The sequence below is a fragment of the Acinetobacter sp. F-1 genome (genome assembly GCF_022869025.1).
GTDB lineage: Bacteria > Pseudomonadota > Gammaproteobacteria > Pseudomonadales > Moraxellaceae > Acinetobacter > Acinetobacter pseudolwoffii.
The window spans coordinates 61,830-86,210 of the sequence record NZ_JAJKFX010000006.1; the positions used below are offsets into that span (position 1 = coordinate 61,830).

Annotated in this window: 24 protein-coding genes; 4 read left to right on the plus strand and 20 right to left on the minus strand. The window is 42.9% G+C overall.

Annotation, left to right across the window (positions count from 1 at the left end; genetic code table 11):
- Positions 1-129 precede the first annotated feature (129 nt).
- The 3 genes from aspS to LOZ91_RS07505 all read left to right on the plus strand — a co-directional run bounded on the left by aspS (position 130) and on the right by LOZ91_RS07505 (position 3,130).
- Positions 130-1,914, plus strand: a complete 1,785-nt coding sequence (aspS, locus tag LOZ91_RS07495; RefSeq protein WP_244782934.1) for an aspartate--tRNA ligase — start codon at positions 130-132, stop codon at positions 1,912-1,914.
- Between the two features lie 115 nt (positions 1,915-2,029).
- Positions 2,030-2,251: a hypothetical protein gene (locus tag LOZ91_RS07500; protein ID WP_004733007.1), complete on the plus strand. Its 222-nt coding sequence runs from the start codon at positions 2,030-2,032 to the stop codon at positions 2,249-2,251.
- 18 nt (positions 2,252-2,269) lie between these two features.
- The gene (locus LOZ91_RS07505) at positions 2,270-3,130 is read left to right on the plus strand and encodes a lysophospholipid acyltransferase family protein (RefSeq protein WP_244782936.1); all 861 of its coding nucleotides are present in this window, start codon (positions 2,270-2,272) and stop codon (positions 3,128-3,130) included.
- Between the two features lie 13 nt (positions 3,131-3,143).
- Here LOZ91_RS07505 and LOZ91_RS07510 read toward each other — a convergent pair whose 3' ends face one another.
- The 16 genes from LOZ91_RS07510 to mazG form a co-directional block, all read right to left on the minus strand.
- Positions 3,144-3,932 (minus strand): glycosyltransferase family 25 protein, encoded by a 789-nt coding sequence (locus LOZ91_RS07510; RefSeq protein ID WP_159516245.1) that lies wholly within the window; start codon positions 3,930-3,932, stop codon positions 3,144-3,146.
- An 8-nt stretch (positions 3,933-3,940) separates the two neighbouring features.
- A complete protein-coding gene (locus LOZ91_RS07515; protein ID WP_159516244.1) occupies positions 3,941-4,705 on the minus strand; it encodes a glycosyltransferase family 25 protein in 765 nt (254 codons plus the stop codon).
- 9 nt (positions 4,706-4,714) lie between these two features.
- Positions 4,715-5,686: a Stealth CR1 domain-containing protein gene (locus tag LOZ91_RS07520; RefSeq protein WP_159516243.1), complete on the minus strand. Its 972-nt coding sequence runs from the start codon at positions 5,684-5,686 to the stop codon at positions 4,715-4,717.
- Positions 5,687-5,727: 41 nt separating this feature from the next.
- Complete coding sequence (locus tag LOZ91_RS07525) at positions 5,728-6,450, minus strand: glycosyltransferase (RefSeq protein ID WP_074384044.1); 723 nt, start codon at positions 6,448-6,450, stop codon at positions 5,728-5,730.
- Between the two features lie 128 nt (positions 6,451-6,578).
- Positions 6,579-7,505 carry a branched-chain amino acid transaminase gene (locus tag LOZ91_RS07530; RefSeq protein ID WP_244782937.1) on the minus strand — a complete coding sequence of 309 codons (927 nt, stop codon included), beginning with the start codon at positions 7,503-7,505 and terminating at the stop codon, positions 6,579-6,581.
- Between the two features lie 24 nt (positions 7,506-7,529).
- A complete protein-coding gene (gene glnE, locus LOZ91_RS07535; protein WP_244782939.1) occupies positions 7,530-10,280 on the minus strand; it encodes a bifunctional [glutamate--ammonia ligase]-adenylyl-L-tyrosine phosphorylase/[glutamate--ammonia-ligase] adenylyltransferase in 2,751 nt (916 codons plus the stop codon).
- Positions 10,281-10,364: 84 nt separating this feature from the next.
- The gene (locus LOZ91_RS07540) at positions 10,365-11,633 is read right to left on the minus strand and encodes a HAMP domain-containing sensor histidine kinase (protein WP_244782941.1); all 1,269 of its coding nucleotides are present in this window, start codon (positions 11,631-11,633) and stop codon (positions 10,365-10,367) included.
- Between the two features lie 983 nt (positions 11,634-12,616).
- Entirely contained in the window at positions 12,617-13,150 is a 534-nt protein-coding gene (yjgA, locus tag LOZ91_RS07545; protein ID WP_005172645.1) for a ribosome biogenesis factor YjgA, read from the minus strand.
- A 2-nt stretch (positions 13,151-13,152) separates the two neighbouring features.
- The gene (locus LOZ91_RS07550) at positions 13,153-13,422 is read right to left on the minus strand and encodes an HPr family phosphocarrier protein (protein WP_034608740.1); all 270 of its coding nucleotides are present in this window, start codon (positions 13,420-13,422) and stop codon (positions 13,153-13,155) included.
- Positions 13,419-14,270 carry an RNase adapter RapZ gene (gene rapZ / locus LOZ91_RS07555; protein WP_005172647.1) on the minus strand — a complete coding sequence of 284 codons (852 nt, stop codon included), beginning with the start codon at positions 14,268-14,270 and terminating at the stop codon, positions 13,419-13,421. Before rapZ ends, LOZ91_RS07550 begins: the two co-directional genes overlap by 4 nt.
- Before the next feature lie 18 nt (positions 14,271-14,288).
- Complete coding sequence (panC, locus tag LOZ91_RS07560) at positions 14,289-15,137, minus strand: pantoate--beta-alanine ligase (protein ID WP_005095700.1); 849 nt, start codon at positions 15,135-15,137, stop codon at positions 14,289-14,291.
- Between the two features lies 1 nt (position 15,138).
- On the minus strand, positions 15,139-15,948 hold the full coding sequence (gene panB / locus LOZ91_RS07565) for a 3-methyl-2-oxobutanoate hydroxymethyltransferase (RefSeq protein ID WP_074384037.1): 810 nt from the start codon (positions 15,946-15,948) through the stop codon (positions 15,139-15,141).
- Positions 15,949-16,001: 53 nt separating this feature from the next.
- Positions 16,002-16,487 carry a 2-amino-4-hydroxy-6-hydroxymethyldihydropteridine diphosphokinase gene (gene folK, locus LOZ91_RS07570; RefSeq protein ID WP_005172653.1) on the minus strand — a complete coding sequence of 162 codons (486 nt, stop codon included), beginning with the start codon at positions 16,485-16,487 and terminating at the stop codon, positions 16,002-16,004.
- On the minus strand, positions 16,484-17,956 hold the full coding sequence (gene pcnB, locus LOZ91_RS07575; protein WP_159516240.1) for a polynucleotide adenylyltransferase PcnB: 1,473 nt from the start codon (positions 17,954-17,956) through the stop codon (positions 16,484-16,486). The genes folK and pcnB overlap by 4 nt, the downstream gene beginning before the upstream one ends.
- 136 nt (positions 17,957-18,092) lie before the next feature.
- On the minus strand, positions 18,093-18,506 hold the full coding sequence (locus tag LOZ91_RS07580) for a ComEA family DNA-binding protein (protein ID WP_005172659.1): 414 nt from the start codon (positions 18,504-18,506) through the stop codon (positions 18,093-18,095).
- Positions 18,466-19,278, minus strand: coding sequence for a nucleoside triphosphate pyrophosphohydrolase (mazG, locus tag LOZ91_RS07585; protein WP_244782943.1), 813 nt, complete (start codon positions 19,276-19,278; stop codon positions 18,466-18,468). Before mazG ends, LOZ91_RS07580 begins: the two co-directional genes overlap by 41 nt.
- 90 nt (positions 19,279-19,368) lie before the next feature.
- On the opposite strand from mazG, the gene LOZ91_RS07590 reads away from it, so the two are divergent.
- Positions 19,369-20,139 (plus strand): SDR family oxidoreductase, encoded by a 771-nt coding sequence (locus LOZ91_RS07590; RefSeq protein WP_179999049.1) that lies wholly within the window; start codon positions 19,369-19,371, stop codon positions 20,137-20,139.
- 22 nt (positions 20,140-20,161) lie between these two features.
- Here LOZ91_RS07590 and LOZ91_RS07595 read toward each other — a convergent pair whose 3' ends face one another.
- The 4 genes from LOZ91_RS07595 to LOZ91_RS07610 form a co-directional block, all read right to left on the minus strand.
- Complete coding sequence (locus LOZ91_RS07595; protein WP_218208828.1) at positions 20,162-20,809, minus strand: 4'-phosphopantetheinyl transferase superfamily protein; 648 nt, start codon at positions 20,807-20,809, stop codon at positions 20,162-20,164.
- A gap of 145 nt (positions 20,810-20,954) precedes the next feature.
- On the minus strand, positions 20,955-22,364 hold the full coding sequence (der, locus tag LOZ91_RS07600; RefSeq protein WP_005095683.1) for a ribosome biogenesis GTPase Der: 1,410 nt from the start codon (positions 22,362-22,364) through the stop codon (positions 20,955-20,957).
- 170 nt (positions 22,365-22,534) lie between these two features.
- Positions 22,535-23,683 (minus strand): outer membrane protein assembly factor BamB, encoded by a 1,149-nt coding sequence (gene bamB / locus LOZ91_RS07605; RefSeq protein ID WP_005095682.1) that lies wholly within the window; start codon positions 23,681-23,683, stop codon positions 22,535-22,537.
- Positions 23,680-24,375, minus strand: coding sequence for a tetratricopeptide repeat protein (locus LOZ91_RS07610; protein ID WP_005095680.1), 696 nt, complete (start codon positions 24,373-24,375; stop codon positions 23,680-23,682). Before LOZ91_RS07610 ends, bamB begins: the two co-directional genes overlap by 4 nt.
- Positions 24,376-24,381 lie beyond the last annotated feature (6 nt).

Genomic DNA, 24,381 nt, shown 5'->3' on the forward strand with positions numbered 1-24,381 from the left:
AATGATATTGTTTTTGACCCAAGTTCTTGTGACAACATGCCCAAAGAGGCATAATCCTACCTTTACTCAAAGCGGTACGCTGTTTACGTATTCGCTGACCTTAACCCATATAGTTGGATTTCTAACGCTATGATGCGAACTCATTACTGCGGTTCTTTAACCGAAGCTCAAATTGACCAAACCGTAACATTATGCGGTTGGGTACACCGTCGCCGTGACCACGGTGGTGTCATCTTCCTTGACATGCGTGACCGTGATGGTCTTGTTCAAGTGGTTATTGACCCAGATACTCCTGAAGCATTCGCAACTGCTGATAAAGTACGTTCAGAATTTGTATTAAAAATTACAGGCCGTGTACGTCGCCGTTATGAAGGCACAGAAAATGCCAATATGGTGAGCGGTCAAATCGAAGTCTTGGGTAAAGAAATTGAAGTTCTTGCTCAGTCTGAAACTCCGCCATTCCCTTTGAATGACGAAAACACCAATATTTCTGAAGAAATCCGTTTGAAATACCGTTTCCTGGATATCCGTCGTCCAGAAATGCTAGATCGTTTACGCTTCCGTTCTAAGTTAACCAACCTGATTCGTAACTACTTCGAAGACAATGGTTTCTTAGACGTTGAAACACCAATTTTGACACGTGCGACTCCTGAAGGCGCACGTGACTATTTAGTACCAAGCCGTGTATCTAACGGTAGCTTCTATGCGCTTCCACAATCTCCACAGCTATTCAAACAGTTGTTGATGGTGGGCGGTATTGATCGTTACTACCAAATTGCTAAATGTTTCCGTGATGAAGACTTACGTGCGGATCGTCAGCCAGAATTTACCCAGATTGACGTTGAAACATCGTTCATGAGTGACGATGACATTATGGATTTGATGGAAACCTTGACGGTTAAAATGTTCAAAGAACTTTTAAATGTTGAATTCGACAAATTCCCACGTATGACTTATGCCGATGCAATGCGTGACTATGCATCTGATAAACCGGATATGCGTATTCCTTTGAAACTGGTTGACGTTGCAGATATGATGCAAGACGTTGAATTCAAAGTATTCGCAGGTCCTGCTAAAGACCCGAAAGGCCGTATCGTTGCGCTTCGCGTACCGGGTGCAGGTTCATTGCCACGTAGCCAGATTGATGAATACACCAAATTTGTCGGCATCTACGGTGCAAAAGGTCTCGCTTATATCAAAGTTAACGAACTTGAAAAAGGTATCGAAGGCCTTCAGTCTCCAATCGTGAAATTCATCGAGCCAATCGTGCTTGATCTATTAAAACGTGTGGGTGCTGAAAATGGCGATATCGTATTCTTCGGTGCGGACAAAGCCAAAATCGTAAACGATGCGATGGGTGCTTTACGTATTAAAGTCGGCCATGACATGAAATTGGCAACATGTGAGTGGGCACCGCTTTGGGTCGTTGACTTCCCGATGTTCGAAGAAACTGACGATGGCAAATGGACCTCTGTGCATCACCCATTCACGCTACCGAAATCAAGCGTTGAAGAGGTGAAGAACAACCCGGGTGCTGCACTTTCTGTTGCTTACGATATGGTATTGAACGGTACTGAAGTGGGTGGTGGTTCGCTGCGTATTCATAACCTTGAAATGCAAAAAGCGATTTTTGAAGCTTTAGGCATTGATGAAGAAGAAGCGGAAGAGAAATTCAGCTTCTTGCTCAATGCTTTACGTTATGGCGCACCTCCACATGGTGGTTTGGCATTCGGTCTTGACCGTCTGGTAATGTTGATGACTGGTGCATCTTCAATCCGTGACGTGATCGCATTCCCGAAAACCAAAACTGCGGAATGTCCATTGACGCAAGCACCGGCACCAGTTGAATCAAACCAACTGCGTGACCTTGGTATTCGCTTACGTGAAAAACCAAAAGCTGAATCTCAAGAATAATTCTTGAAGATTTAAGTGAAAAAGCCCTGCCTCGTGCGGGGCTTTTTTTGTGTGATTGAGTCACATCTGGAACAGTGGCATAATAGCGACAGTTTTTAATCTAAGGTAATTAGCAATGGCTATGCGTCCTGCAGTTCGTAATCGCAGCATTATGCTTATTGTATTTTCAGTGGTTCAATGGCTGTTCATGCGTTATATCCTTGCCAACAACCTGTTCAACCTCGATACCAATGAACGTATTGTATATTTCTGCCTGAGCAGTATTTTAGGTGCCTTACTGATTTTCGTCGGTTTGATTTATATGGTGCTGAAGGGCAATCCAGATAAAGACCTATAATCTGACGCTCTGGATAGCATGTACACCTTACTGAAAAATTTCTCCAAATTTCCATTAAGATTTATTCAAAATCTTGCGCAACTGGCTGGATCTCTTTTGTATCTCAGCCATTCTTCTGCACGCCGAGTAACTGAGATTAATCTGGCCTCTGCCTATCCTGAACTTTCGGAATCTGAACGCGCTGATTTAAGTAAACGCAGCCTGAAAAGTCAGTGTATGACCTATGCGGAATCGGTCAAGATTTGGGGTTCATCACCAGATTATGCGCTGTCTTTAATTCGAGATGTGCATGGTGCAGATTTATTTATTCAGGCTTTAAAAAACCCGCATGGCTGCTTGGCGGTAGTGCCTCATTTTGGTACTTGGGAGCTGTTGAATGTCTGGGTCAATCAACATACCTCCCCTGTGATTATGTATAAGCCCAGCAAAAATGAAGATGTCGATCGCTTTATGCTGGAAGCTCGGCAACGTCTGAATGCGACACTGGTTCCGACCGATGATTCTGGTGTACGTGCTTTATTTAAGCATCTCAAACAGGGTGGTTTTTCTGCGATTTTACCGGATCATGTCCCGAAAGAATCTGGTGGAATCTATTCTTATTTTTATGGTCAAAATGCGCTATCTTCTACGCTTCTTTCCAAACTTGCGGCTAAAACACAATGCTCTGTGGTTGGACTCAGTTGTTTAAGACGTGAAGATTTATCGGGTTATGATATTTACGTGACTGAATTATCAAATGATATTTTATCGAAAGATTTGCAGCTTTCTGTAGATACTTTAAATAAAGAAATGGAGCGCATGATTAATGTCGCTCCAGAACAGTATTTGTGGGGGTATAAAAGGTTTAGGAAGTTGGAAAATCGTAAAAAAATCTATTAGATATAATAAGTTATTATCTAAATGTAACTTTTTTTCGATACATAATTCTTCTAAATATTCCTTTAACTTGCAAAGCCAATCTCAAAATCTCCCTTTTAAGTTTTTGAACAAATGTTAACTTAACTTTTATACTATTAAATCGTTTGCGCCTTTCTTCCTCTAGAGAGCTAGCAAAGTTTTCATATGTACTATGTTTTATAAAATCTTGAATACATAGAGCAGGTAAAATCTGAACTATATTAGTATTATTGTCTAAAATTAAATCTTCAAATAAATAATGATCTAAAGGTTTGATTTTTTTTTCTTGTTTTAGTCGTAATAAAATTTTATTAATTATTTTATGAGAAATAATATATCCGGCTCCACCAATATGCTTAGAAATTAAATGATAAATTTCTCTATTATCTAGAGTATTTAAAACACTACTTCTATCTACTTCAATATATTTATCAAAAGCTTCTAATTTTAAAACATCAATATCGTTAGGAATCCAACTAGCATTTGTTAAGAATAGATTGGCATTTTCACCTAAATAAATATCATCTTCAAAAATAGCAATATATTCTAAATTATTTTCTTCAGCATAAACCCATAAATAAATATGACTTAAAAAGCAAGAAATTTCTGTAGGTTTCAAATTAAAAGAATTTAAATTTAACCCAAACTTTTCAGCATACTGTTGATTTTTATCAGGAGTAATGGCATCAAAAAATTCAAAGCTGATATTCTGTTGACCAAATTCTTTTTCAATATGCTCACGGCGTGCTTTTGCCGTCTGTAGGCTGATGACAATATTTTTCATAGAATTACTTACTTCGTTGCAACTAAATGCTTGAGTGCATAATAACGATCACGCCACATGCGCTTTTGTTTTTTAAAGCCATAGGAACTGCTTCTGTTTTCGAGTGCTTTACGAGAAATCCCCTGAGCTGCAACCGTTCCCAAAATATCACTATCCACCCCTGCCGGCTTTACTAATGATGGCCAAACTCCTAAACCTTTGCCATTTTGACTTAACCAAGACTGGAAGAAAATATCAACTGGCATATTTATAGTTTTGCCAGCCTCAATAAAAGCCCGTGCTCCCTGCCGCGACCAGATTAACCCTAAGCCACGAATTGGGAAATAAAAAGCATGCCATAGACTTATATCCTCTATTTGCGTAATATCTTTTGCTAATTTTTTCTTTTTTGCAGCAATATTAATGAGATACCAGTTTAGATCTTTATGCTGATGCAAATATTTAATGATGCTGTCAATTTTAATCTTAAAGTTATTATTAATTTTAAGGTCATCTTCCAGTACAACCAAATAATCTGCATCAGTGGTTAAAAATTTTTCAGCACAACCGTAATGACTCAGATAACATCCTAATTCTGAGTTCATCAGGCTACGCCCGAGAACCTGTTGCGCACCTTGATTATCATAGTTGGCAAATTCAGTTAAAGTCTTGCCACGGCCATCTACTGCAGAAAATCGTTCAAAATCCCAGCCCACACTATTAAGCTGTTGTGTTGCATTTTTTAGACGTTCATCACTTCCGTCTAAATTAATTAAATAAGTTATAACTTTCATGACTAACTCTTAATGATGAATAAATAGAGGTAAATAATCTTTAAATTTAGCAATTAAAGCAGAAGATATCTTCGATTTTTGTAAAGAATCGAATTGATCTAAACTCTGAGCACAGCCAAATTTAATAGTTACATCATTTAAGTTTCTTAAAAATAAAGGTAACGATGCTTCATTTTTTAAATAAGCAATATTGATATCATCATACAGAACTGCTTCATTAGCTTGAATTTTCAAATGGTTATTGAGTCCTACTGGTAAAAATTGTAAAGCACTTCTAAACCGGTGTTTAATCTGTTGATCTAATATTTCGGGGTTCTCTTCGAAATACTTTTGTAGTATGTCACGATCGAGTATATGAGGGCGATGATGGATTTCATAATATTGATTTAACCCACATAACTCAGCACTGAGCATTTGTGCAATCGTATATTTAGGCTGTAAAGGCTTACCAAAATATTTATTGAAGCCTTTACGTAGATTGAATTTTGCTTTTATGAGTGAGCTACTTTGCCAATGCCCATAAATTTTAATTCGATCCTCAATTAAAAAGTCATCAAGTTTAGAAGGTGCATTGAAGAAGAAATCATCATTTAAATAAATGAAATAGCGACATAAGCCTGGAATATTCCAAAGCATGGTTTCAATACTTAAAGAATTAAATGTAGGCAAATACTGCTCGTGACTAGCAAATATCGTCTGATGATCAATTATTTTAATCTGTTCAGGAGTACATAATCCTTGTTCAACAAAATCATGAATATGTTGTGGCTGCTGTTTATCAGTAATAATATAAATTGCTCCAAAATAGGGAGCATATTTAAGAATTGAAGCAATTGAAAAATAGATTTCATCATTACTGGCAAATCGAGTTTCTTCTGCTGCACCTTTTACTATATTAGCAGATTGAAACTGTTGCCTTTTAAGTCGATGTTTTACATCATTACCATCGACCCAAGCAATAACAAAATCTATTTTTTCCATAACACTTCTAATTAATAATTAGGTTGAATAAACTCTAGAACCTACTGCCAAGCATCCTTAATCCACTGCGATGGCAGCACATAACGATACCACTTTCCACCACCACCATTGACTGCATCAGGTGGATTAATTTCACCATGAAACACAATAATTTTGGCGCCTTCAGGCTTCACTGGGGGCTTGAAATAAGCCATCGGAATTTTTTGCAGGCAATGATATTTATAACTCTTACACCAGCTTTCCGGCCAATAAGTCTGCTTGCCCTCTTTATCTACATACCAAGACAAATAAGCCTGCTCATTACGGAATTTCTGACGGATTTCATCAAAATTTTCACGGAAATACGGTAAAAGTCCCGGAAATGCACCCAGTTTAAAACGATACACCGAACTGTTACCAGTAATCCGCCAAGGACGTTTCCAGTCATGGATAATCAGAAAATCACCCGGATAGCTAAAGAACTCATCGATGTTATCGACAATCACCACATCAAGATCGAGAAATAGCGCATTGCCTTCTAAACCATATAAATCCGGTTCAAAAGTAGATAGCTTATTCCAGCCACGCTCAGGTGCACCTTCAGGCAATGCCAAAGGTGGAATTGGGAAACATTGTACTTCAGGATTAATTCCTTCAGTACGATCCGTCAGACAGACCATTTTGAAATCGACTGTCGTATGTCGTTTAACCATGTTGTATAAACGATTGACATATTCAGAACCGTATTTGGTTCCCCATTTCATACAAATAACGATGTTACTCATTGCGTATGCCTAAGCTCATCTTAAAATCTTCTGGATACCGAATATGATGACATAAGTTCGGCAGAATAAGTATATCCCTTAAAAAAAACCTCTCAAATGAGAGGTTTTTTCAATCAGTAAATTATTACTTATTTCACGTAAGTTAACCAATGTGCATATTTAGGATCTTTACCCTGAACTGCATCAAAATAAGCTTTCTGGATTTGCGTCGTGATTGGACCACGGACACCTTCACCAATTTGACGGTCATCGTATTCACGAATTGGCGTCACTTCTGCTGCTGTACCTGTGAAGAATGCTTCATCTGCAATGTAGAATTCATCACGAGTAATACGACGCTCAACAACGTCATAACCTAAGTCTTTAGCAATGGTAATGATGGTTTGACGGGTAATACCATCAAGCGCACCGCCTGCGATATCAGGCGTATGAATCACACCGTCACGTACCAAGAATACGTTTTCACCTGAACCTTGGCAAACATAGCCTTGTGGATCAAGTAACATAGCTTCGTCATAACCAGAATGCGCAACTTCCTGATGCGCCAGAATCGACAACGTGTAGTTACCAGACGCTTTCGCTTTACACATAGTCACGTTCGGATGATGATGCGTAAACGATGATGTTTTCACGCGAATACCCTTCGCCATTGCCTCATCACCAAGGTAAGCACCCCAGCTCCATGCAGCAACCACGGCATGAATGGTATTATCAGTCGCTGCAATACCCAATTTTTCAGAGCCAATAAAAAGGATTGGACGTAAATAGCAAGATGCCAGTTTATTTTCACGCACCACATCAATTTGCGCTTGTTCTAATGTTGCATGATCAAATGGAACTTTCATTTGATAAATTTTTGCAGAATTCAACAAACGCTTGGTGTGTTCTTTTAGACGGAAAATAGCCGTTCCATTCGGAGTTTCATAGGCACGGACGCCTTCAAACACACCCATGCTGTAATGCAATGTATGTGTTAATACGTGAGTTTTCGCCTCACGCCAGTCAACCAGTTGTCCATCTTGCCAAATGAAACCATCACGATCAGCCAAATTCATGCCACAAACTCCAATTTTTCACAATTATTCACTATCCAGCGCAAAGCTTGCACTTGGATCAATTAGTCTTTGCCATAACTTGCAAACGGTCATTCGGGTATCGTGCCAGTCGCTTGCAGACACTTGCATGGATTGATTTGCAAGGGCTAAGCGGTGGCTCTCGGCGCGTTCACTGAGATAAGCTTGAATCAGAGCAGTCGCATCGTCGCTGGATAAGCAACCTGATTTTGCGGTATCCTCAAGAATTCTTACATTGTCGGAGAAATGGGCGAGATCTTTATTCGTCCCACTCCAGGCCAACACCGCATACTGTGCCATAAATTCGATGTCTACGATACCACCTGTATCTTGTTTTAAATGAAAAATTCCATCTTTTTTCTGCGCTTTGGAGGAGCCCAGATGATCCTTCATTTTCTGACGCATTTTTAGTACTTCTGCCCGCACATAATTTTCATCACGAGGCTGAATCAAAATATTACGGCGTAAGATTTCAAATTTTTGTCTTAGGCTTAACTCACCCGCAATTGGACGCGCGCGCACCAAGGCTTGATGCTCCCATAACCAGGCACTCTTAAGCTGATATTGTTCAAAGGCTTTCAGACTGGTGACCAAAAGGCCTGCTTCACCTGAAGGACGTAAACGGGTATCGACTTCATAGACCCGCCCATCCAGGGTTTGCGTGGTCATCAATGACATGAATTTTTGTGCCACGCGCATGGCAAACTCAAAACCACTAATCGGCTTGAGTCCATCCGTATCGGCCTGTTCTCCCATAAAATGAATAAACACTAAATCCAAGTCCGAGCCATAACCCAGTTCAATGCCACCGACCTTGCCATAACCAATGACCGCAAAGGCAGTATGCTCGATTGAACAGCGCTTGCCTTCGGCATCCAGTGGAAAACCATGCCTTTTGGCCACCATCTGATAGGCCAAATGCAGAGCTGCATTGACAGATACTTCGGCAATATCGGTTAAGGCATCAGAAACTTTCATCAAAGGACTTTCAGCCAGAACATCACTGGCTGCTACGGCCAAGACATTGGATTTTTTAAACAGGCGCAATACCCGCATCTGATCTTCAACCTGATCAATCTCAATACGGAGTAATTGCTGGCGTAAAGAATCTTCCAGATCCTGTCGTTTCGGTAACTCAAAATCCATCGACAGAAACTCATCCAGCAATACCGGATATTGTGAGAGTTCTTCACAAATCCAGGGACTCACCGTGGCCATTTTCACCAGTCGTTGCAGTGCGCCTTTACTTTCAATCAGCATGACCAGATAGACAGTACGGCGCATCACCGACTCAACCAAGGGCATGAGACGCAACAACGCCATTTGCGGCTTGGCAGACTCCAGAATCGCTTCAATCAGATAAGGCCAAAAGGTTTTTAAACGTTGAATCGCCTTGGCCGGTAGCTTTTTCAATGCATGACCATGCCAGAATTCATGAACCAGATTCTTGGCGGCATCATCCAGAACATCGTTGAGCTTCTTTTCCAGCTGGACAAAACTTTCGACCTGGGCTTCCGGTTCATTTTCCTTAATCAGATGCTCAAACTGATAAATGACTTTGGCTCGCTTCTGGTTCAGGACAGTCATAAAACCTGACCAGTCTGCAAAACCTAAGGTCTCTACCATTCGCTGACGTAAATCAGGCTCAGTCGGTAAAGATTGGGTTTGTTGATCGTTTAAGGCCTGAATCGCATGTTCCACCCGGCGCAGGAACAAATAGGCATCTTCCAGATCTTGGACTGCCTGTTCATCCAAGAGTTCAGCATCATCGAGATGGTTCAGATTGACCAGACATTGGCGATCCTGCAATTCAAGTTTGGCTCCACCATAAATCAGCTGAAAGACCTGCACGATAAATTCAACTTCGCGAATACCGCCAGCACCGAGCTTGATATCATCTTCAATATTACGCCGCTGGACTTCACGCTCGATCATGGTTTTCATTTCGCGCATGGCTTCAAAAGCACTGTAATCCACGTATTTACGAAAGACAAAAGGACGGGTCATGTCAAGCAGAGCATCACCTTCCGGACTTGGATTGACAACACGCGCCTTGATCCAAGCGTAGCGCTCCCATTCCCGGCCATGCTGACTTAAGTATTTCTCTAAGGCCACATGACTAATGGCCAGGGCTGAACCATCACCCCAAGGACGCAGACGCATATCGACCCGAAACACAAAACCATCCGCCGTGATCTGATCCAGCAGGTGAATCAGTTTTTGTCCCCACAGGATGCAAAACTGCTGCACATCGATACATTTGCGTCCATCGGTTTCACCCTGTTCATCGAAGGCAAAAATCAGGTCAATATCACTGGAAAGATTAAGTTCTTGCGCGCCGAGTTTGCCCATAGCGATGACAATAAGATCCTGAACTTTACCGTTATAAGCAATCGGCTGGCCATACTTGGCAGCAATCGGCATACGGGCAAAATCTTTGGCTGCACAAATACAGGCATCGGCAAAATCGGAGAGTTCTCGGGTGAGGGTGATGACATCGGTCAGTTGATTGGCATCCTGCCAGATCCAGCGAAACATCAGGCGGGCCCGCAGAATACGCATGGCGCGCATCCAGGCGGCTTCGTCTATAATATTCAGGATACAGTGCTGCACCAGCTGATCAATATATTCCCGACTGAGTGCAGCCTGAAACTGGTCAATTGCATAATCCTGTTCCAGGAGGCTCTGGTGATTGGCCAATACCTGTTCAGCATATTGGCTTGCTCTTAAGGTTTTTTGCAATTGTGTCGCATTCATCACTCAACTCTTCCCCCGAAACGTTCTGCTTAGTTATAGCAGGAGTTTTGTCTCAGGGGGAGTGTTTTAGTTTGAAATTATCTTTTAGGATTTCTCAGCATGCAGATCTTCAAGCACCAGTGCCTGATGATCATTGGTGACCATTGGCAAATGCACCGTAAAGGTCGTACCTCGACCTTCTTTTGAATCCACCGCGATTTGACCATGATTCAGATCAATAAAGCGCTTGCACAATACCAAACCTAAACCAGCACCTTTCTCTTCAGCGGTACCTCGGACACTCACCATCAACGTCGGCTTGAACAGATTCTGTATCTGCTCTTCAGTCATGCCCAGACCGGTATCCTGAATGGTGATTTTAACCTGCTCACCGTCCATTTCTGCCTCTAAAATGACTTTACCGCCTTGATTAACCGGGGTGAATTTCAGCGCATTGGAAACCAGATTCTGCAACACTGAAGTAATCATATTGATATCCGCATGGACTTTAATGTCTTCGGGAATATTGTCAATTAATTCAATTTTTTTATTCAACGCCAGACTGTGCAATACACTGCAGACAATTTTACTGGATTGCTTGAGTTCATAATTAATCGGATGATATACAAAGCGTCCACCCTCAGCCATGGCCCAGGTCAGCAAGCTTTCCAGCAAGTTATAAGTCGATTGTGCATTATCATATAAATAATCCGCGATACTCTGAATACTGGACTCATCCAAGGTATCGCGTTCCTGCGCCAGAACTTCGGAAAAGCCCAGCAGTCCATGAAATGGCGCACGCAGATCATGTGCGATGATCTGGAAAAATTTGGTTGTACTAAAGTTTTGTGCACATTGCTGTTCGTATAGCTCTTTCAGCTCAGTATGTTCTTCATTGAGTTGGATTCGAATTACTAAACTTTCAGCAAATTGCTTAACGGTCTCAATATCATCCTGATCAAACATGTCAGTTTGATCATCAAAAAAAATCACCTGACCTAGCGGCTGACCAGCATTCGCTTTTAAATTAAATGTGACCAGTCGGTGATGCGCCACACCCAGCTCTTTCACATAATTCGACAATTCTGCATAAGCAGGATGAGTCTGGTCGATGACATCTGCCTGTTGCAGATATGTAGGGATGGCAATTTCCTGCGGAGCATGCAAGGCCCGAAAACCGTGCGGACAGCTGTACCAGATATACGGCTCCATATGGAATCCAATAATACTGGTTTTAACGCCTAGGACTTTACGGGCAACCTTACAGAAGGTGTCTAGTAAATTATTGGAGGTATAGACGCCTAAAATGAGAGATATACGACATGAGCTTAAAAGCTCCGTATTCTGACCGACCTCTAGCAGTTTTAGTTCCATGTCTGCCTCTCTGAATATGTATGGAATATAGAAAACACTGTCGACCAAATTTATACAATCAATAACAAAGATTCTATATTTACTGAACGCTGAAAACTCACCTATAGGTTAAAGGATTTGTTAATCTGTTTCTATCCAAATACACTCATAACCGCAAGGCACTGATATTTAATTAATTAAGAATAACTTGAAAATTTAATCTTCAAAAAAAGTCTGCTTAAGTATTTGAAACTCAATATCTAAGCTAAAATTAAGCATGTTTATTTGTATTTACTTTAACATACTCTTGACCAAAAAATACTCAGCATCGATTTTTATCCCCTTTTAAATAAAAGTTAATGGTTTTTCAACTATATAAATTTAAATTTCGTTTAAAAAAATAAATTAGATTGGCTTCACTCTCTAATAACGCTCAAAATTCATTTTTTATTTTTAAAAAATACTTAACAATGATCTTGAGTCTCAACTTAAAGTCTCAAAAAAACTGTCTGAAAGATAGCCTTTGAATTGTAAAGAAATTACAGTCTTTAACAAATTAATTGCGAAAATTTTGTGATTTTTTATCACTCAAGCTTACATTAAAAATGGAAATTTCATGCTGAGGACGAATGAATCCAATTCAGGGTATTTTTTACACAAGGAACAGCGCACTTAAGGTAAAGACAAAAAAAGCGGCCTAAAAAGACTAATGCTGATCAGTTAAGGAGTTTAGAAATAGACTCTTTAACTTTTTAGTCGTTCACGACGGAGTCTTAAATTTATAAATCAAATACTTAAAAATAATTTGTTACTTTGGTTTCGCCCAAATGAGAAGCGAAGCTTCGCAAGGAAGGCATCTTGCGGTGCAATACACCTCATGCCTCAAACAGTTGCGGATGACTTTTCTATCTATCAGATATAATCATGAATTTGAAAAAGAAAATGCCAGTCAATTCCTTAACTGACTGGCATTAGCCTAAAAAGACCGCTTTTTTAACGAAGAATTAATTGTCTGAAATTAACGCCACTTGCTGTACATAGTTAAATAACTTTAACTTAGACGCATTGACCTCTGCTTCAGGTGCCTGATTCTTTAAATCACGGTGTACGCGAAGATAATGCTGACGCAAGGTATGACGCTCTGTGGCATTATAGGTTTTGGTAAATTCATTAATGGCCGGGTCACCATCTTTGACAATTCGATCGACCCAACGCTGTAATTGGGCTGTCTTTTTAAGACCTTGTTTTGGTGTTAAATAAGATAAAATCACCGTTTCATTTTCATTGCGCAGTAATTTACCAATACGTGAAAATTGACGGCGACGTGCTTCATGTGAGGTAAATTCCTGTACATCGAGCAATGCTTCAATCAAACGCTCTTCAACAGGCAAGTTTTTAATTTGTTTAGCACTCAGCTCAGCCAGCTGTGCACCCAAAGCCGCCATACGCTGGACTGCTTTTTTCTGTTCGGTTTTACTTGCGCGTCCCTCTAAAGAATCGAAATCTTCTTCAGTTAAACTGTTCGGTCGACGTGCCACGATTAATCTGCCTCATAAAATTTTGCTGCAAATAGTGCCTGAATTTCAGATAAGGCTTTGTCCTCATCCGCTCCTTCAATCACCAAGCGTAAAGTTGTTCCTTTGCCCGCACCGAGCATCAGCAAGGACATGATATTTTTTGCATCTACCAGTTTGTCCGTTTTTCCAATCTGGATACTGGAACGAAATTTGGTAGTCACTTCTATAAGTTTACCAGATGCGCGTGCATGTAAACCCAGTTTATTAATTACGTCAACAGTGGTATCAATCATGACCAGTGCTTCATTTCTCGATGGAGGACTTGAATAGACCATTTTGCCTCAAGGGCTTTTTTTAGTCTATCCACAATGTAAACAGAACGATGCTGGCCACCGGTACAGCCAATTGACACAGTCATATAATGACGATGCCCTTCAGAAAAGGTTGGCAACCATTTGTCCAGAAAATGGTAAATATCATTAAACATATCTTCGACCTGATCGCTCTTTTGCAAAAACTCCTGCACCGGTTGATCGAGTCCTGAAAATTTGCGTAATTCTAGTTCCCAATGCGGATTCGGCAAATGCCGGACATCAAAGACATAATCGGCATCCAGTGGAATGCCATGCTTATAACCAAAAGACTGCAAAATCAGGATCAGGTTATCGGTCTGTCCCAACTTGGTCAATAAGGTATGTTTCAGGTCATGCACGCTTTTATCTGTAGTATCGATGTGCACGGTAGAACGCAGCTGGATGGGCATTAGCAGGATTTTTTCTTCCTGAATGCACTCGTTCAGACTCTTAAAGCGCGAAGCTAGAGGATGCGGCCGACGCGAGGCACTAAAGCGCGCAATCAGTTCCTGATCCTGCGTGGTCAGATAGATAATATCAACCGAGCCATGCTGTTGTAGCTGCTCGAACACATGATCAAATTCTTGCAAATCGGCACGGGTACTGCGTACATCGACCCCCAAAGCCAACTGTTCCAGATTGTTCTCACTGTGCAGTTTCGCCACGATTTCGGGAAGCAATGCCAAAGGCAGATTATCAATACAGTAATAACCCAGATCCTCAAGCACCTGCAATGCAGATGATTTACCTGAACCAGATTGTCCCGTGACAATTAAAATGCGCTTCATACATGCTACCCTTTCATCCTATCCGGCAGTGTATTTGACCTGCAGGTTATCGATCAGACGTGTATTACCTATCTTTGCAGCTACAAATAACACAACATCTTGATTAAACGTATGAATTTTTTTTAATTCTGGCGTTCGTGCTTCAACATAGTCTACGACAAACCCGACATCTGTTAAAGTCTGGCGAAGCTCGGCCAATACCGTATCCAGTTCAATCGCAGCATGGAGCTGCTGTTCAGCCTTTTGTAAGCTTTGATAAATGACCGGTGCGATTGCACGATGCTCTTGGCTTAGGTAACCATTTCGAGAACTTAAGGCTAAACCATCTTCTGCACGGGCAATTGGCACGCCAATCACTTCTAATGGAATATTCAGGTCTTGTACAAACTGGCGAATCACTGCCAACTGCTGATAATCTTTTTGCCCAAAGAAAGCATAGTTTGGCTGAACAATGTTAAACAATTTGGTCACCACCACCGCTACACCATCAAAATGGCCGGGGCGCTGCAAACCACACAAGTCATCAGTAATGTCAGAGATACTGATATTGGTCAGACGCGGTTTTTTGCCATACATTTGCTCAACCGTTGGCGCGAAGACGATATCACAACCGACGTCTGCCAAAAGCTGCTGGTCCTGCTCCAGCGTACGCGGGTAGTTATCAAAATCTTCATTGGGTCCAAACTGGATCGGATTGACAAAGATACTGACCACCACCACATCACACAGCTTACGCGCTTCACGTACCAGATTTAAATGACCCTGATGCAGATTGCCCATGGTGGGTACAAAACCAATAATCTTGCGGTTGGCACGTGCCGGATTAAGTGAGGCCGCTAATCCCTGAATGGTGGTTTCTGTTTTCATCTTACAATTCAACCTGAAAAGTTTGTGCGGGTGCCGGGAAAGATCCATCTAAAACTGCAGCATGATAAGCTTTAAAAGCATCCAGAATGGCAGTAGCACCCGATTGTTCCTGCATAAAATTACGGACAAATTTTGCAGTATGGCCAAAGGTTAAACCCAGCATGTCTTGTACTACCAAGACCTGACCATCAGTGGCTGCGCCTGCACCGATACCAATCACCGGAATTTGTGGAAACAGTTCTGTGATTTCCTGACCCAATTGTGCCGGTACACATTCCAGCAGTAACAGTGCAGCACCTGCATCAACCACTGCTTTACAGTCTGCAATCAGTTGATCCGCTGCTTCACGGGTACGAGCTTGCAGCTTATAACCGCCAAAGACATGTACCGATTGTGGCGTCAATCCCAAGTGCACACAGACTGGAATACCGTTACGAGTCAGCACCTGCACGGTTTCTGCCAGCCATGCACCGCCTTCCATTTTCACCATTTGCGCACCGGCCTGCATCACGGTTTTCGAACTTTGCAAGGCATCATTTAAGGTGGCATAACTCATAAACGGCAAGTCAGTCATGATAAAGGCATGCTGGTTACCACGGCGTACCGCAGCGGTATGATAGGCCATATCTGCAACAGTCACTGGTAAAGTCGAATCGCGGCCCTGAATTGACATTCCCAAAGAGTCGCCAATCAGAATACTGTCTACTTCTGCAATTTCCATGGCTTTGGCCATGCTGGCATCATAGCAAGTCAGACATGAAAATTTGCGTCCATCTGCTTTGAAGCGTCTTAAGTCACTCAGACTGACCATGAAGATGTTCCTCTATGATTGAAGTTCTCGCGAACATACCCATAACTCAAAAATTAAATATTTGCCCAGTTTGTGTCATCGAGTACCGTTAAGGTCGATTGCTTGACGATGTCCAGGTCTTTTAAGGATGTAGCATGAACCTGTATTTCAGCATCAATGTCCAGCAACGGAATGAGTACGAAATCACGCTCTAACACGCCGACATGCGGTACAGTCAGGCGTTGATTCTGTATCTGTTCATCTCCGTAGATCAGCAAGTCCAGATCCAGCGTACGCTCGCCCCAATGACGCAAACGTACCCGACCGGCTTCCTGCTCGAAGGCTTGCAAATAATCCAGCAAGCTTAAAGCTGCCAGATTAGTATTCAACTGCACCACAGCATTCAGATAATTTGGCTGATCCTGTGGCCCCATCGGTGGACTTTGATACAGATGCGAAGTTTTCACCTGACCCAATGTCGCCAGTTTCTGTACAGCTTCTGCCAAAATCTGGCGTGAATCGCCCAGGTTACTGCCCAGGCCAATATACGTCACGATCATTGTGTTGGCCCAAACACCACCTGGCTTAAATCACGTTGCACCCGCTTACGTTTCATAATCGGATGATCTGCGCCAATTTCACCACTGGCACTGGCTGCCACATGTGACAGGGTTTTCGCCTTATCTTCAAACTTGGCTTTACGCACCCGGCGGTTACGTGGTTCAGGTTCATTGACTAAAGGCTCAATCTCGGCGAGATCCTGTTGTGCCGTCAGTTTCTGTTCCAGATGTTCTTCTTGAGTGGCCTTACGACGGCTCTTGGCACGTTGACGGTTGTACTGGCTAATCGCCCGCTCTTTCTCGTCACCGCTCATTTGCTGATAAGCATCCCACCAGCTGCCCATGCCTTGCGCCATTGCATCGCCTGATTTTTCGCGCAACAGCAAAAAGTCAAATCCGGCACGGAAGCGCGCATGACTAGACAAGGCCTCAATTTGTTGCGGTTTTGGATTCAGTAAACGGGTCTGCATTTCCCAGACTTCACGAATGAAAGTCTCGGCGAAGCGAGGAATAATGGTTCGGGTTGCCTGACGTTTCAAAACATCCAGACCCGCTTGGGCACGTGCTTCTGCTGCGACCACGCCTTTATTCAGATAAAACTCACAACGCTCGAGGAATGGCTGCCATAACAGTACCGCGTAGAAAAATGCAGGATTGATGGTCTTGCCAATCGAAATACGCTGATCGGTATTTTTCGCGGCACGCTCCATAAACGGCGTGATTTCAGCTTTGATATCGGCGAACAGCTGATGCCAGATTCCGAAATCAATCAGCATGGGCAACACACGATTCAGATGCCCCATGGTGAATAACTTTTGTGATTCATCATAGAGTCGATGCGGAGAGACATCACGCAGCAGCTGGGTCATTTCCGGGGTAAAGATATCCAAAATTGCTTCATCAATATTGAAATTCAATTTGGCAGCAAAACGTAAGGTACGTAACATCCGCACCGGATCTTCTTCAAATCTTAAGGCCGGATCACCGAGCAAACGTAAAGTTTTGCTGTGAATATCATCTACAGCATTGCAGAAATCCAGCACAATCGCTTTACGCGGCTGGTAATACATTGCATTGATCGAGAAGTCGCGACGGGCAAAATCCTGCTCGATGCTGCCCCAGTTATTATCACGCAGAATCATCCCCGCGGCCGAGGTGACTGCTTTTTTTGGAGGTGCACGGAAGGTGGCCACTTCAACCAGTTCCCGCCCTGAATAGACATGCGCCAGTTCAAAACGCCGTCCGATAATTCGACAACGTCGTCCGAATACTTCCTTGACCTGAGCCGGGGTTGCATTGGTAACTGCATCGAAATCTTTAGGATTCAAACCTAACATCAGATCTCGAACACCACCACCCACGATATAAGCTTCATAGCCTGCCTTGTTTAAGGCATCAATCACATCGAGAATATAAGAAGGTAATTGAGCGGTTGATAAACCACATTTTGACGCGCGCAAAGTTTGCAAAAGACGCTGTCTCCTACGTCTGAACGTAAAATTCTAAGATGACGCTAATCATATCGCTTACACGACTAAAGGGCAATTTGATTATGTCAATCCTGCCGCTCAGATTGATTCTGTATTTTGCATCAATTCCGTCTATTCACAACGCGAGTCTGGCCTTGTTTTTGGCAAATAATGCCGGCCCAATGCCTTTGACCAGCTGAATATCTTCAATGCTTTTAAATTTCCCATTTTTCTGCCGATACTCAACAATGGCTTGGGCTTTCTTTTGTCCCACGCCATGCAACTGTTGCAATTGTTCAATATTTGCACTATTTAAACTAATTCTATCACCTGTCGCTTGTACCGAAAGTGCCGGTTTTGCCAGATAGTGATCTGCTTTAGTCGATGCATTCTGTTGTTTGAGCCGCGCATCATGTTGCTGTTGTCTGGTCTTCCATTCCATATAATCGGTCGCAGTTGCATGTGCAGTTCCAATAGCAATATAGCCTAGCCATAAACCCAGAAGAAGATTAATCCACGCCGGACTTGTTCGATGTTGTTGTTTGTTCATGCGCCGCTCTTTGTTTTAATTCTAATTTGGCCTGTTCCCAGAGCTGATCCAATTCAGCCAGTGACAAGCGGTCTATATTGAGTTGTTGTTTTTCCGCCTGATGTTCCATCAAGGCAAATCGAGTACGAAACTTATGGATCGTGCCTAATAATGCCATTTCACTCGAGATTCCAAGTTTACGGCCAACATTGACCAGAGAAAATAAGCAGTCACCAAATTCTTCCTGTATTTCATCGGAATTCTGGCTTGCCAAAGCTTCTTTTAACTCGGCCAGCTCTTCTTCTACTTTGTCATATGCCCCAGTGACATCGGGAAAATCAAAGCCGATTTTTGCGACATTTTTCTGGATTTCATCTGCCTGTACCAAGGCCGGTGCATGCTTGATTTCATCTAAACGGGAACGTGGCTTGCCCTGCTTTTCTTGCTGTTTAATTTCTTGCCAGAGCTGAGAGACATCTTCCGGGCTCAATTTTGCAAACTGTTCAGCCTGAAATACATGCGGATGACGGCGGATGAGCTTGTCGCTAATGGCCTGCACCACATCCTGAAAATCAAAAGCACCCTGCTCGCTGTACATTTGCGACTGGAACACCACCTGTAACAGCAGATCGCCCAGCTCATCGCGAATCTCGTCAACATTTCCAGAACGTACCGCAGCTTCTACTTCATAAGCTTCTTCAATCGCATATTGGGTCAGAGATTCGGGAGTCTGCTGCTGATCCCATGGACATTTTTCACGTAATTCACGCATGATATTAAGCAATTGTTCCACTTTTAAAACCTCTTCTTTACCAAATAGTCGCGTCAATCTGCCTGTTTCTTGTTATGCTCAAGAAAAAAAGACAATAAGGAGATCAAGCACATGCACAGTATATTGATTAGTGGGGCAGCACAAGGAATTGGCGCCGCGACAGCCATGCTATTTTACCAGCACGGCTATAAAGTCGGTATTTATGATATCAATGTGGCACAGGCCGAACAGCTGGCCCAGCAACTGGGCGAACATGCCAAAGCTGGCTTTCTGGATGTGGCAGACTATACTTCCTGGGAAACAGCTTTGGCGGAGTTTTCAGCCTGGGCCGGTGAAATCAACATTCTGGTGAATAATGCCGGAATTTTATATTCAGGGCCTTTTGAAGACACCACAATTGCAGCGCATCATCGCACGCTGGATATTAATGTTAAAGGTCTCCTCAATGGCTGTCATGCCACTTTCCCTTATTTAAAAGAATCTTCCTTTGCTCGTGTCATTAATTTATCCTCGGCATCCGCCATTTATGGACAGGCCGATTTGGCCTCTTATGCGACCAGTAAATTTGCCGTGCGCGGTCTGACTGAAAGTCTGGATATTGAATGGCAACCCTATGGGATTCGGGTGCTTGATGTGATGCCACTTTTCGTCAGTACAGCCATGGTGAAAGATATGCAGGCAGAAAGTATTAAAAAAATGGGGGTACATTTGAAAGCAGAGGATGTCGCACAGGATATTCTAAAACTGGTACAGCTTAAAGATTCCATCTGGCACGCTACGCACCATCCGGTTGGATTAAAAAGTAAATTTTTATTTCATCTATCACGTATGAGTCCACAGTTTGTGAACCGAATCAGCAACCTGTTGATTGCCAGACAATAGAGTCTATTTCTACTCTGCTGATTTAAACAGATTGATGAATCTGGATTAGCGGAAATCTGAAACCCTTGTATGAATGCTCACTTTGCCAGGCCACGGTGAGCATACATCCTGCCATATTATAATTTTGATAGGCATAGACGCCGATCTCTGGATGTTCACATCTTCCACCATTCTGATCTGGATGAATCTGGGTATTTAACTCATTCAGGTTGATGCGTATGCCCAGTCCTGAGGCCTTTAATACAGCTTCCTTGGTGGTCCAGACCTTAAACCAGTATTCGGAATCATAGTCCAGTGCCTGCCACTGTTTAAGCTCTTCAGGATGAAAGGCATGTTGTGCCATGGCTTCAAATCGAACCTTACGGCTCAGCTCTTCAATATCAATTCCCAAATTTTGGACATTATTGCTCGTTGCCAGAGCATAGAAATTTTGACTATGGCTATGGTTAAAGTTGAAGTCTGGATGAGTGTGGAGATAGGGTTTGCCGAATGTAGTCCGCACAACATCCTGATTGAAGACAGCGGATTCCAAATGACTGGATAAAAACTGATTTCTTAACGCGGCTATCTCAATCTTACGCGCTTGAATCTGTGCCTTACGTTCCAGGAGTTGGTTGCTTTGACTCGCGTCAGACAACGCATGCAGATCAATTCGAATAAGTGAAGTCACAATGGTTTTTCAATCTATATTTACTTTGAATCTATTGTAAGAGAGTTCATCAATCTTTGACCATGAGAATTGCCTTACATTTGAGAATCTAAGAGGGAAAAAAGCCTGCATCAGCAGGCTTTTTATCGAAAACTAAAAAAAGAAATTAACGTTTAAATTTCTTCTCGGCTTTCTTGAACTTCTGTACATAACGACGTTTACGCGCTGCAATACGCTCATCCATCACCGTCTTACGCCCTTCAAACGGGTTTTCAGAGGTTTTAAACTCGATTTTAATCGGCGTACCTTCAAGCTTGTATACTTTACGGAACACGTTTTCAAGATAACGACGGTAATCCGCAGGGGTTTTATCGACCTTGTTACCATGGATCACGATAGTTGGTGGATTCTGTCCGCCCATATGCGCATAACGCATTTTAATACGACGACCCTGAACCATAGGCGGTTGGTGGGCATCTGTTGCATCATTTAAAATCTGGGTGATTTTTGCCGGTGATACTTTCAAACGAGATGAATCATAGGCACGGTGAATCGAAGGATAAAGCTCACCCACACCCGTTCCATGCAATGCAGAAATCAAATGCACTTTTGCCCATGGAATGAAATCGAAGCGACGCTCTACATCGAGCTTACATTGCTTGCGATCATATTCAGTCATGTTATCCCATTTGTTGACAGCAATGACCATGGCACGACCCGCTTCAAGCGCATAGCCAATCAGATGCAAATCTTGCTCAACAATACCATCACGTGCATCGACCACAACCACAATCACGTTGGCATCTTTCATCGCCTGTAAAGTCTTAACAATCGAGAATTTCTCAATCATTTCATCCACTTTACCTTTACGACGCACCCCTGCAGTATCAATCAGGGTATATTGACGGCCATCACGCTCGAATGGAATATAAATCGAGTCACGTGTTGTACCCGGCTGGTCAAATGCCACCACACGCTCTTCGCCGAGCAAACGGTTCACCAGCGTAGATTTACCCACGTTTGGACGACCAATAATCGCTAAACGCAGACCAGTGTTTTTATCATGCTCTTCCGGGTTTTCATCTTCCGGTACATCGGCAAGCACGTCTTCCAGCATTTGCTGAACACCACGACCATGGCTGGCAGCAACTTGTAGCGGCTCGCCCATGCCCAGTTTGTAGAATTCAACCAAGGCAGCTTCAGCATGTACGCCATCGACTTTATTGGCCGCCAGAAAGACCTTTTTACCTAAAGTACGCAGTTCACGCGCAATCTGCTCATCGGAAGCCAGCAGTCCGGCACGCGCGTCGACCACAAAAATGATAATATCGGCTTCATGAATGGCAGTTTTAGATTGCTCTGCCATATACGAGTCAATACCGCCTTCATTTTCACCAATACCACCGGTATCAACCACAATGAAAGATTTATTTTGATAGGTTGCATCGCCATATTTACGGTCGCGTGTCAGACCAGCAAAGTCTGCCACCAATGCGTCACGGCTCTTGGTAATCTGATTGAACAGAGTTGATTTTCCGACGTTCGGACGACCAATGAGCGCAATTACGGGTTTCATAGAGTAACCTTTATTCAATAATCAGGCAGTCAAAGTGGCCTGAACATCAGAAAGTATAGGAAGATATAAGGGGAAAAATACCCTAAATAAAAACACGGGGCATTGATTTTTCAATCACCCCGCGTTCACAAAATACGGTTGCGGCTAGTTTAACATAAGGCTCGTTAAAATTAACGGTTCTGCCAAATGCTTAATGCGCCCTTGCGTGTAGAAACATAAAGCTGGTTGTCGATCACGCGTAAGTTACGCACTTCACCAGAGGTTTTCGAACGACCAGTAATTTGTCCGGTACGCGGGTCAATCAGGTGCAACACACCATCCAGATCACCGACCACCAAATCCGTGCCTAACATCACTGGATTACTGAGCTGACGATTCAGCAATTGATCATTTTCCCAAAGCGGTTGACCCGAGCTAATCTCAAAAGCTTTAATTTTGCCATCAGTTTGCGCCACGAATACGCCATTGCCGACAACTTCTGGACGCTGGATGCTGCTGGCATCTTCACTCCAGATGACTTGCTGTGAAGCCAAGTCCAGTACAGTCACCTGACCTTGATAACTGGTCGTCACCACAAACTGGCCTGCAACGACCGGCTCACCGTCAATATCGACCAGACGCTGAATATCAGAACGGCCATCCGACACGGCGACACGACGCTGTAACTTTGGTACGCCACTTAAGGCATCCAGTGCATAAATATACGCATTTGAAGAGGCAATCAGCACATTACGCGCATCTAATGGCACAGGAGCCGCCATACCACGCAGGCTGAATTGTACATTAGGCAGGTTATAAGTCCAAACTTGTGCACCGCTTGCCACTTCATGCGCATAGACCATACCGTCATTGCTCACACTAATCACACGACCTGCATGAATCAGTGACGGCGCCAGTAAAGCACCCGTCAATTGTGCAGTCCATTTTTGCTCACCAGTTTGCTGATCGAGTGCAAACAGTTGGCCCTTCTGGCTACCGACAACAACCAGACCCTCGGCCGCTTCAACGCCAGAACTTAGATTATCTTTGCTGACTTTTTTCTGCCAAAGACGCTGTTTGCCCTTAAATGCAGACACCTCACCTTTTGGATCAATCGCAAAAACCACACCATTGTCTGCATCCAGACGTAAACGCAATGGATCGGCAGCATCTGTCGCAGATACACTGGTGGAAAATACAGGAACCAGTGTTTTGGCTTGGGTCAGTTTTGGAAGTGGGTTCGGTTTTACTTCTGGAACTTTATTTGTTTTACCTGCACAGCCAGCCAGTGCAAGCGTTAAAACAGTCAAGGCACAGGTAATTTTGTATTTTCTATTCATGCAGCTTCTTCCGCTTGTGTTTCTATAATTGGGCGTTCGATTTCCGGATCATCGACCAACACGCCTACGCTTTCGAGCTTAATTTGTAAAATCTGACGTTCTTCTTTACGTTCAATCAAGGCATCCCATGCACTTTGATATACTTTTTTCGCATTTTCAATATCATTTTTGGCAACATAGATATCGCCACGTGCTTCATCGGCAGTTGCTTTAAACGCAGGTTCAGTCACTGCTTCTAAAGTTTTCAATGCAGCATCATATTTTTTCTGTGCCAGTTGCGCATAAGCCAGACGAAGTTTGACCACCTGAACCAGACCTTTATCGTCTAGTGTCGAGTTTTCAACTTTTTGTAGCGCTTTCTCAGCCGCAGCATAATCTTCTTTGTCATAGGCCAGTTTCGCCATGACCAGCTGAGTCTGAATGGCCTGAGCTGAATCTGGTGCTTCTTTGACAATTTTGTCCGCAGTTTCAGACAGCTTGGCAAAGGCATCGCCCTGCGTCGCCTGTGCATCATCCATCAACTGCTGAACCTTGGCAGTGTGCATTTGCGACTCTGCCAGGTTTTTCTTCTGCCAATATTCCCATCCAAAAAAGGCAATCAGCGCAATCAAAATCCCTGTAATGATCGAAGAACCATATTTCTTCGTAAAGGATTTTAAGCTTTCAAACTGTTCATCACCCACTGCGCTCATGAGACT

Bases quoted from the DNA above. Each gene is read 5' to 3' on its own strand.
- LOZ91_RS07590 (WP_179999049.1), top strand. From the start codon at position 19,369: ATGCACAGTATATTGATTAGTGGGGCAGCACAAGGAATTGGCGCCGCG.
- rapZ (WP_005172647.1), bottom strand. From the start codon at position 14,270: ATGAAGCGCATTTTAATTGTCACGGGACAATCTGGTTCAGGTAAATCA.
- bamB (WP_005095682.1), bottom strand. From the start codon at position 23,683: ATGAATAGAAAATACAAAATTACCTGTGCCTTGACTGTTTTAACGCTT.
- LOZ91_RS07550 (WP_034608740.1), bottom strand. From the start codon at position 13,422: ATGATTGATACCACTGTTGACGTAATTAATAAACTGGGTTTACATGCA.
- LOZ91_RS07610 (WP_005095680.1), bottom strand. From the start codon at position 24,375: ATGAGCGCAGTGGGTGATGAACAGTTTGAAAGCTTAAAATCCTTTACG.
- LOZ91_RS07505 (WP_244782936.1), top strand. From the start codon at position 2,270: ATGTACACCTTACTGAAAAATTTCTCCAAATTTCCATTAAGATTTATT.
- LOZ91_RS07510 (WP_159516245.1), bottom strand. From the start codon at position 3,932: ATGAAAAATATTGTCATCAGCCTACAGACGGCAAAAGCACGCCGTGAG.
- LOZ91_RS07540 (WP_244782941.1), bottom strand. From the start codon at position 11,633: ATGGAACTAAAACTGCTAGAGGTCGGTCAGAATACGGAGCTTTTAAGC.
- LOZ91_RS07515 (WP_159516244.1), bottom strand. From the start codon at position 4,705: ATGAAAGTTATAACTTATTTAATTAATTTAGACGGAAGTGATGAACGT.
- panB (WP_074384037.1), bottom strand. From the start codon at position 15,948: ATGGTCAGTCTGAGTGACTTAAGACGCTTCAAAGCAGATGGACGCAAA.
- aspS (WP_244782934.1), top strand. From the start codon at position 130: ATGATGCGAACTCATTACTGCGGTTCTTTAACCGAAGCTCAAATTGAC.
- panC (WP_005095700.1), bottom strand. From the start codon at position 15,137: ATGAAAACAGAAACCACCATTCAGGGATTAGCGGCCTCACTTAATCCG.
- LOZ91_RS07520 (WP_159516243.1), bottom strand. From the start codon at position 5,686: ATGGAAAAAATAGATTTTGTTATTGCTTGGGTCGATGGTAATGATGTA.
- glnE (WP_244782939.1), bottom strand. From the start codon at position 10,280: ATGAATGCGACACAATTGCAAAAAACCTTAAGAGCAAGCCAATATGCT.
- folK (WP_005172653.1), bottom strand. From the start codon at position 16,487: ATGATCGTGACGTATATTGGCCTGGGCAGTAACCTGGGCGATTCACGC.
- LOZ91_RS07500 (WP_004733007.1), top strand. From the start codon at position 2,030: ATGGCTATGCGTCCTGCAGTTCGTAATCGCAGCATTATGCTTATTGTA.
- LOZ91_RS07580 (WP_005172659.1), bottom strand. From the start codon at position 18,506: ATGAACAAACAACAACATCGAACAAGTCCGGCGTGGATTAATCTTCTT.
- LOZ91_RS07530 (WP_244782937.1), bottom strand. From the start codon at position 7,505: ATGAATTTGGCTGATCGTGATGGTTTCATTTGGCAAGATGGACAACTG.
- der (WP_005095683.1), bottom strand. From the start codon at position 22,364: ATGAAACCCGTAATTGCGCTCATTGGTCGTCCGAACGTCGGAAAATCA.
- LOZ91_RS07525 (WP_074384044.1), bottom strand. From the start codon at position 6,450: ATGAGTAACATCGTTATTTGTATGAAATGGGGAACCAAATACGGTTCT.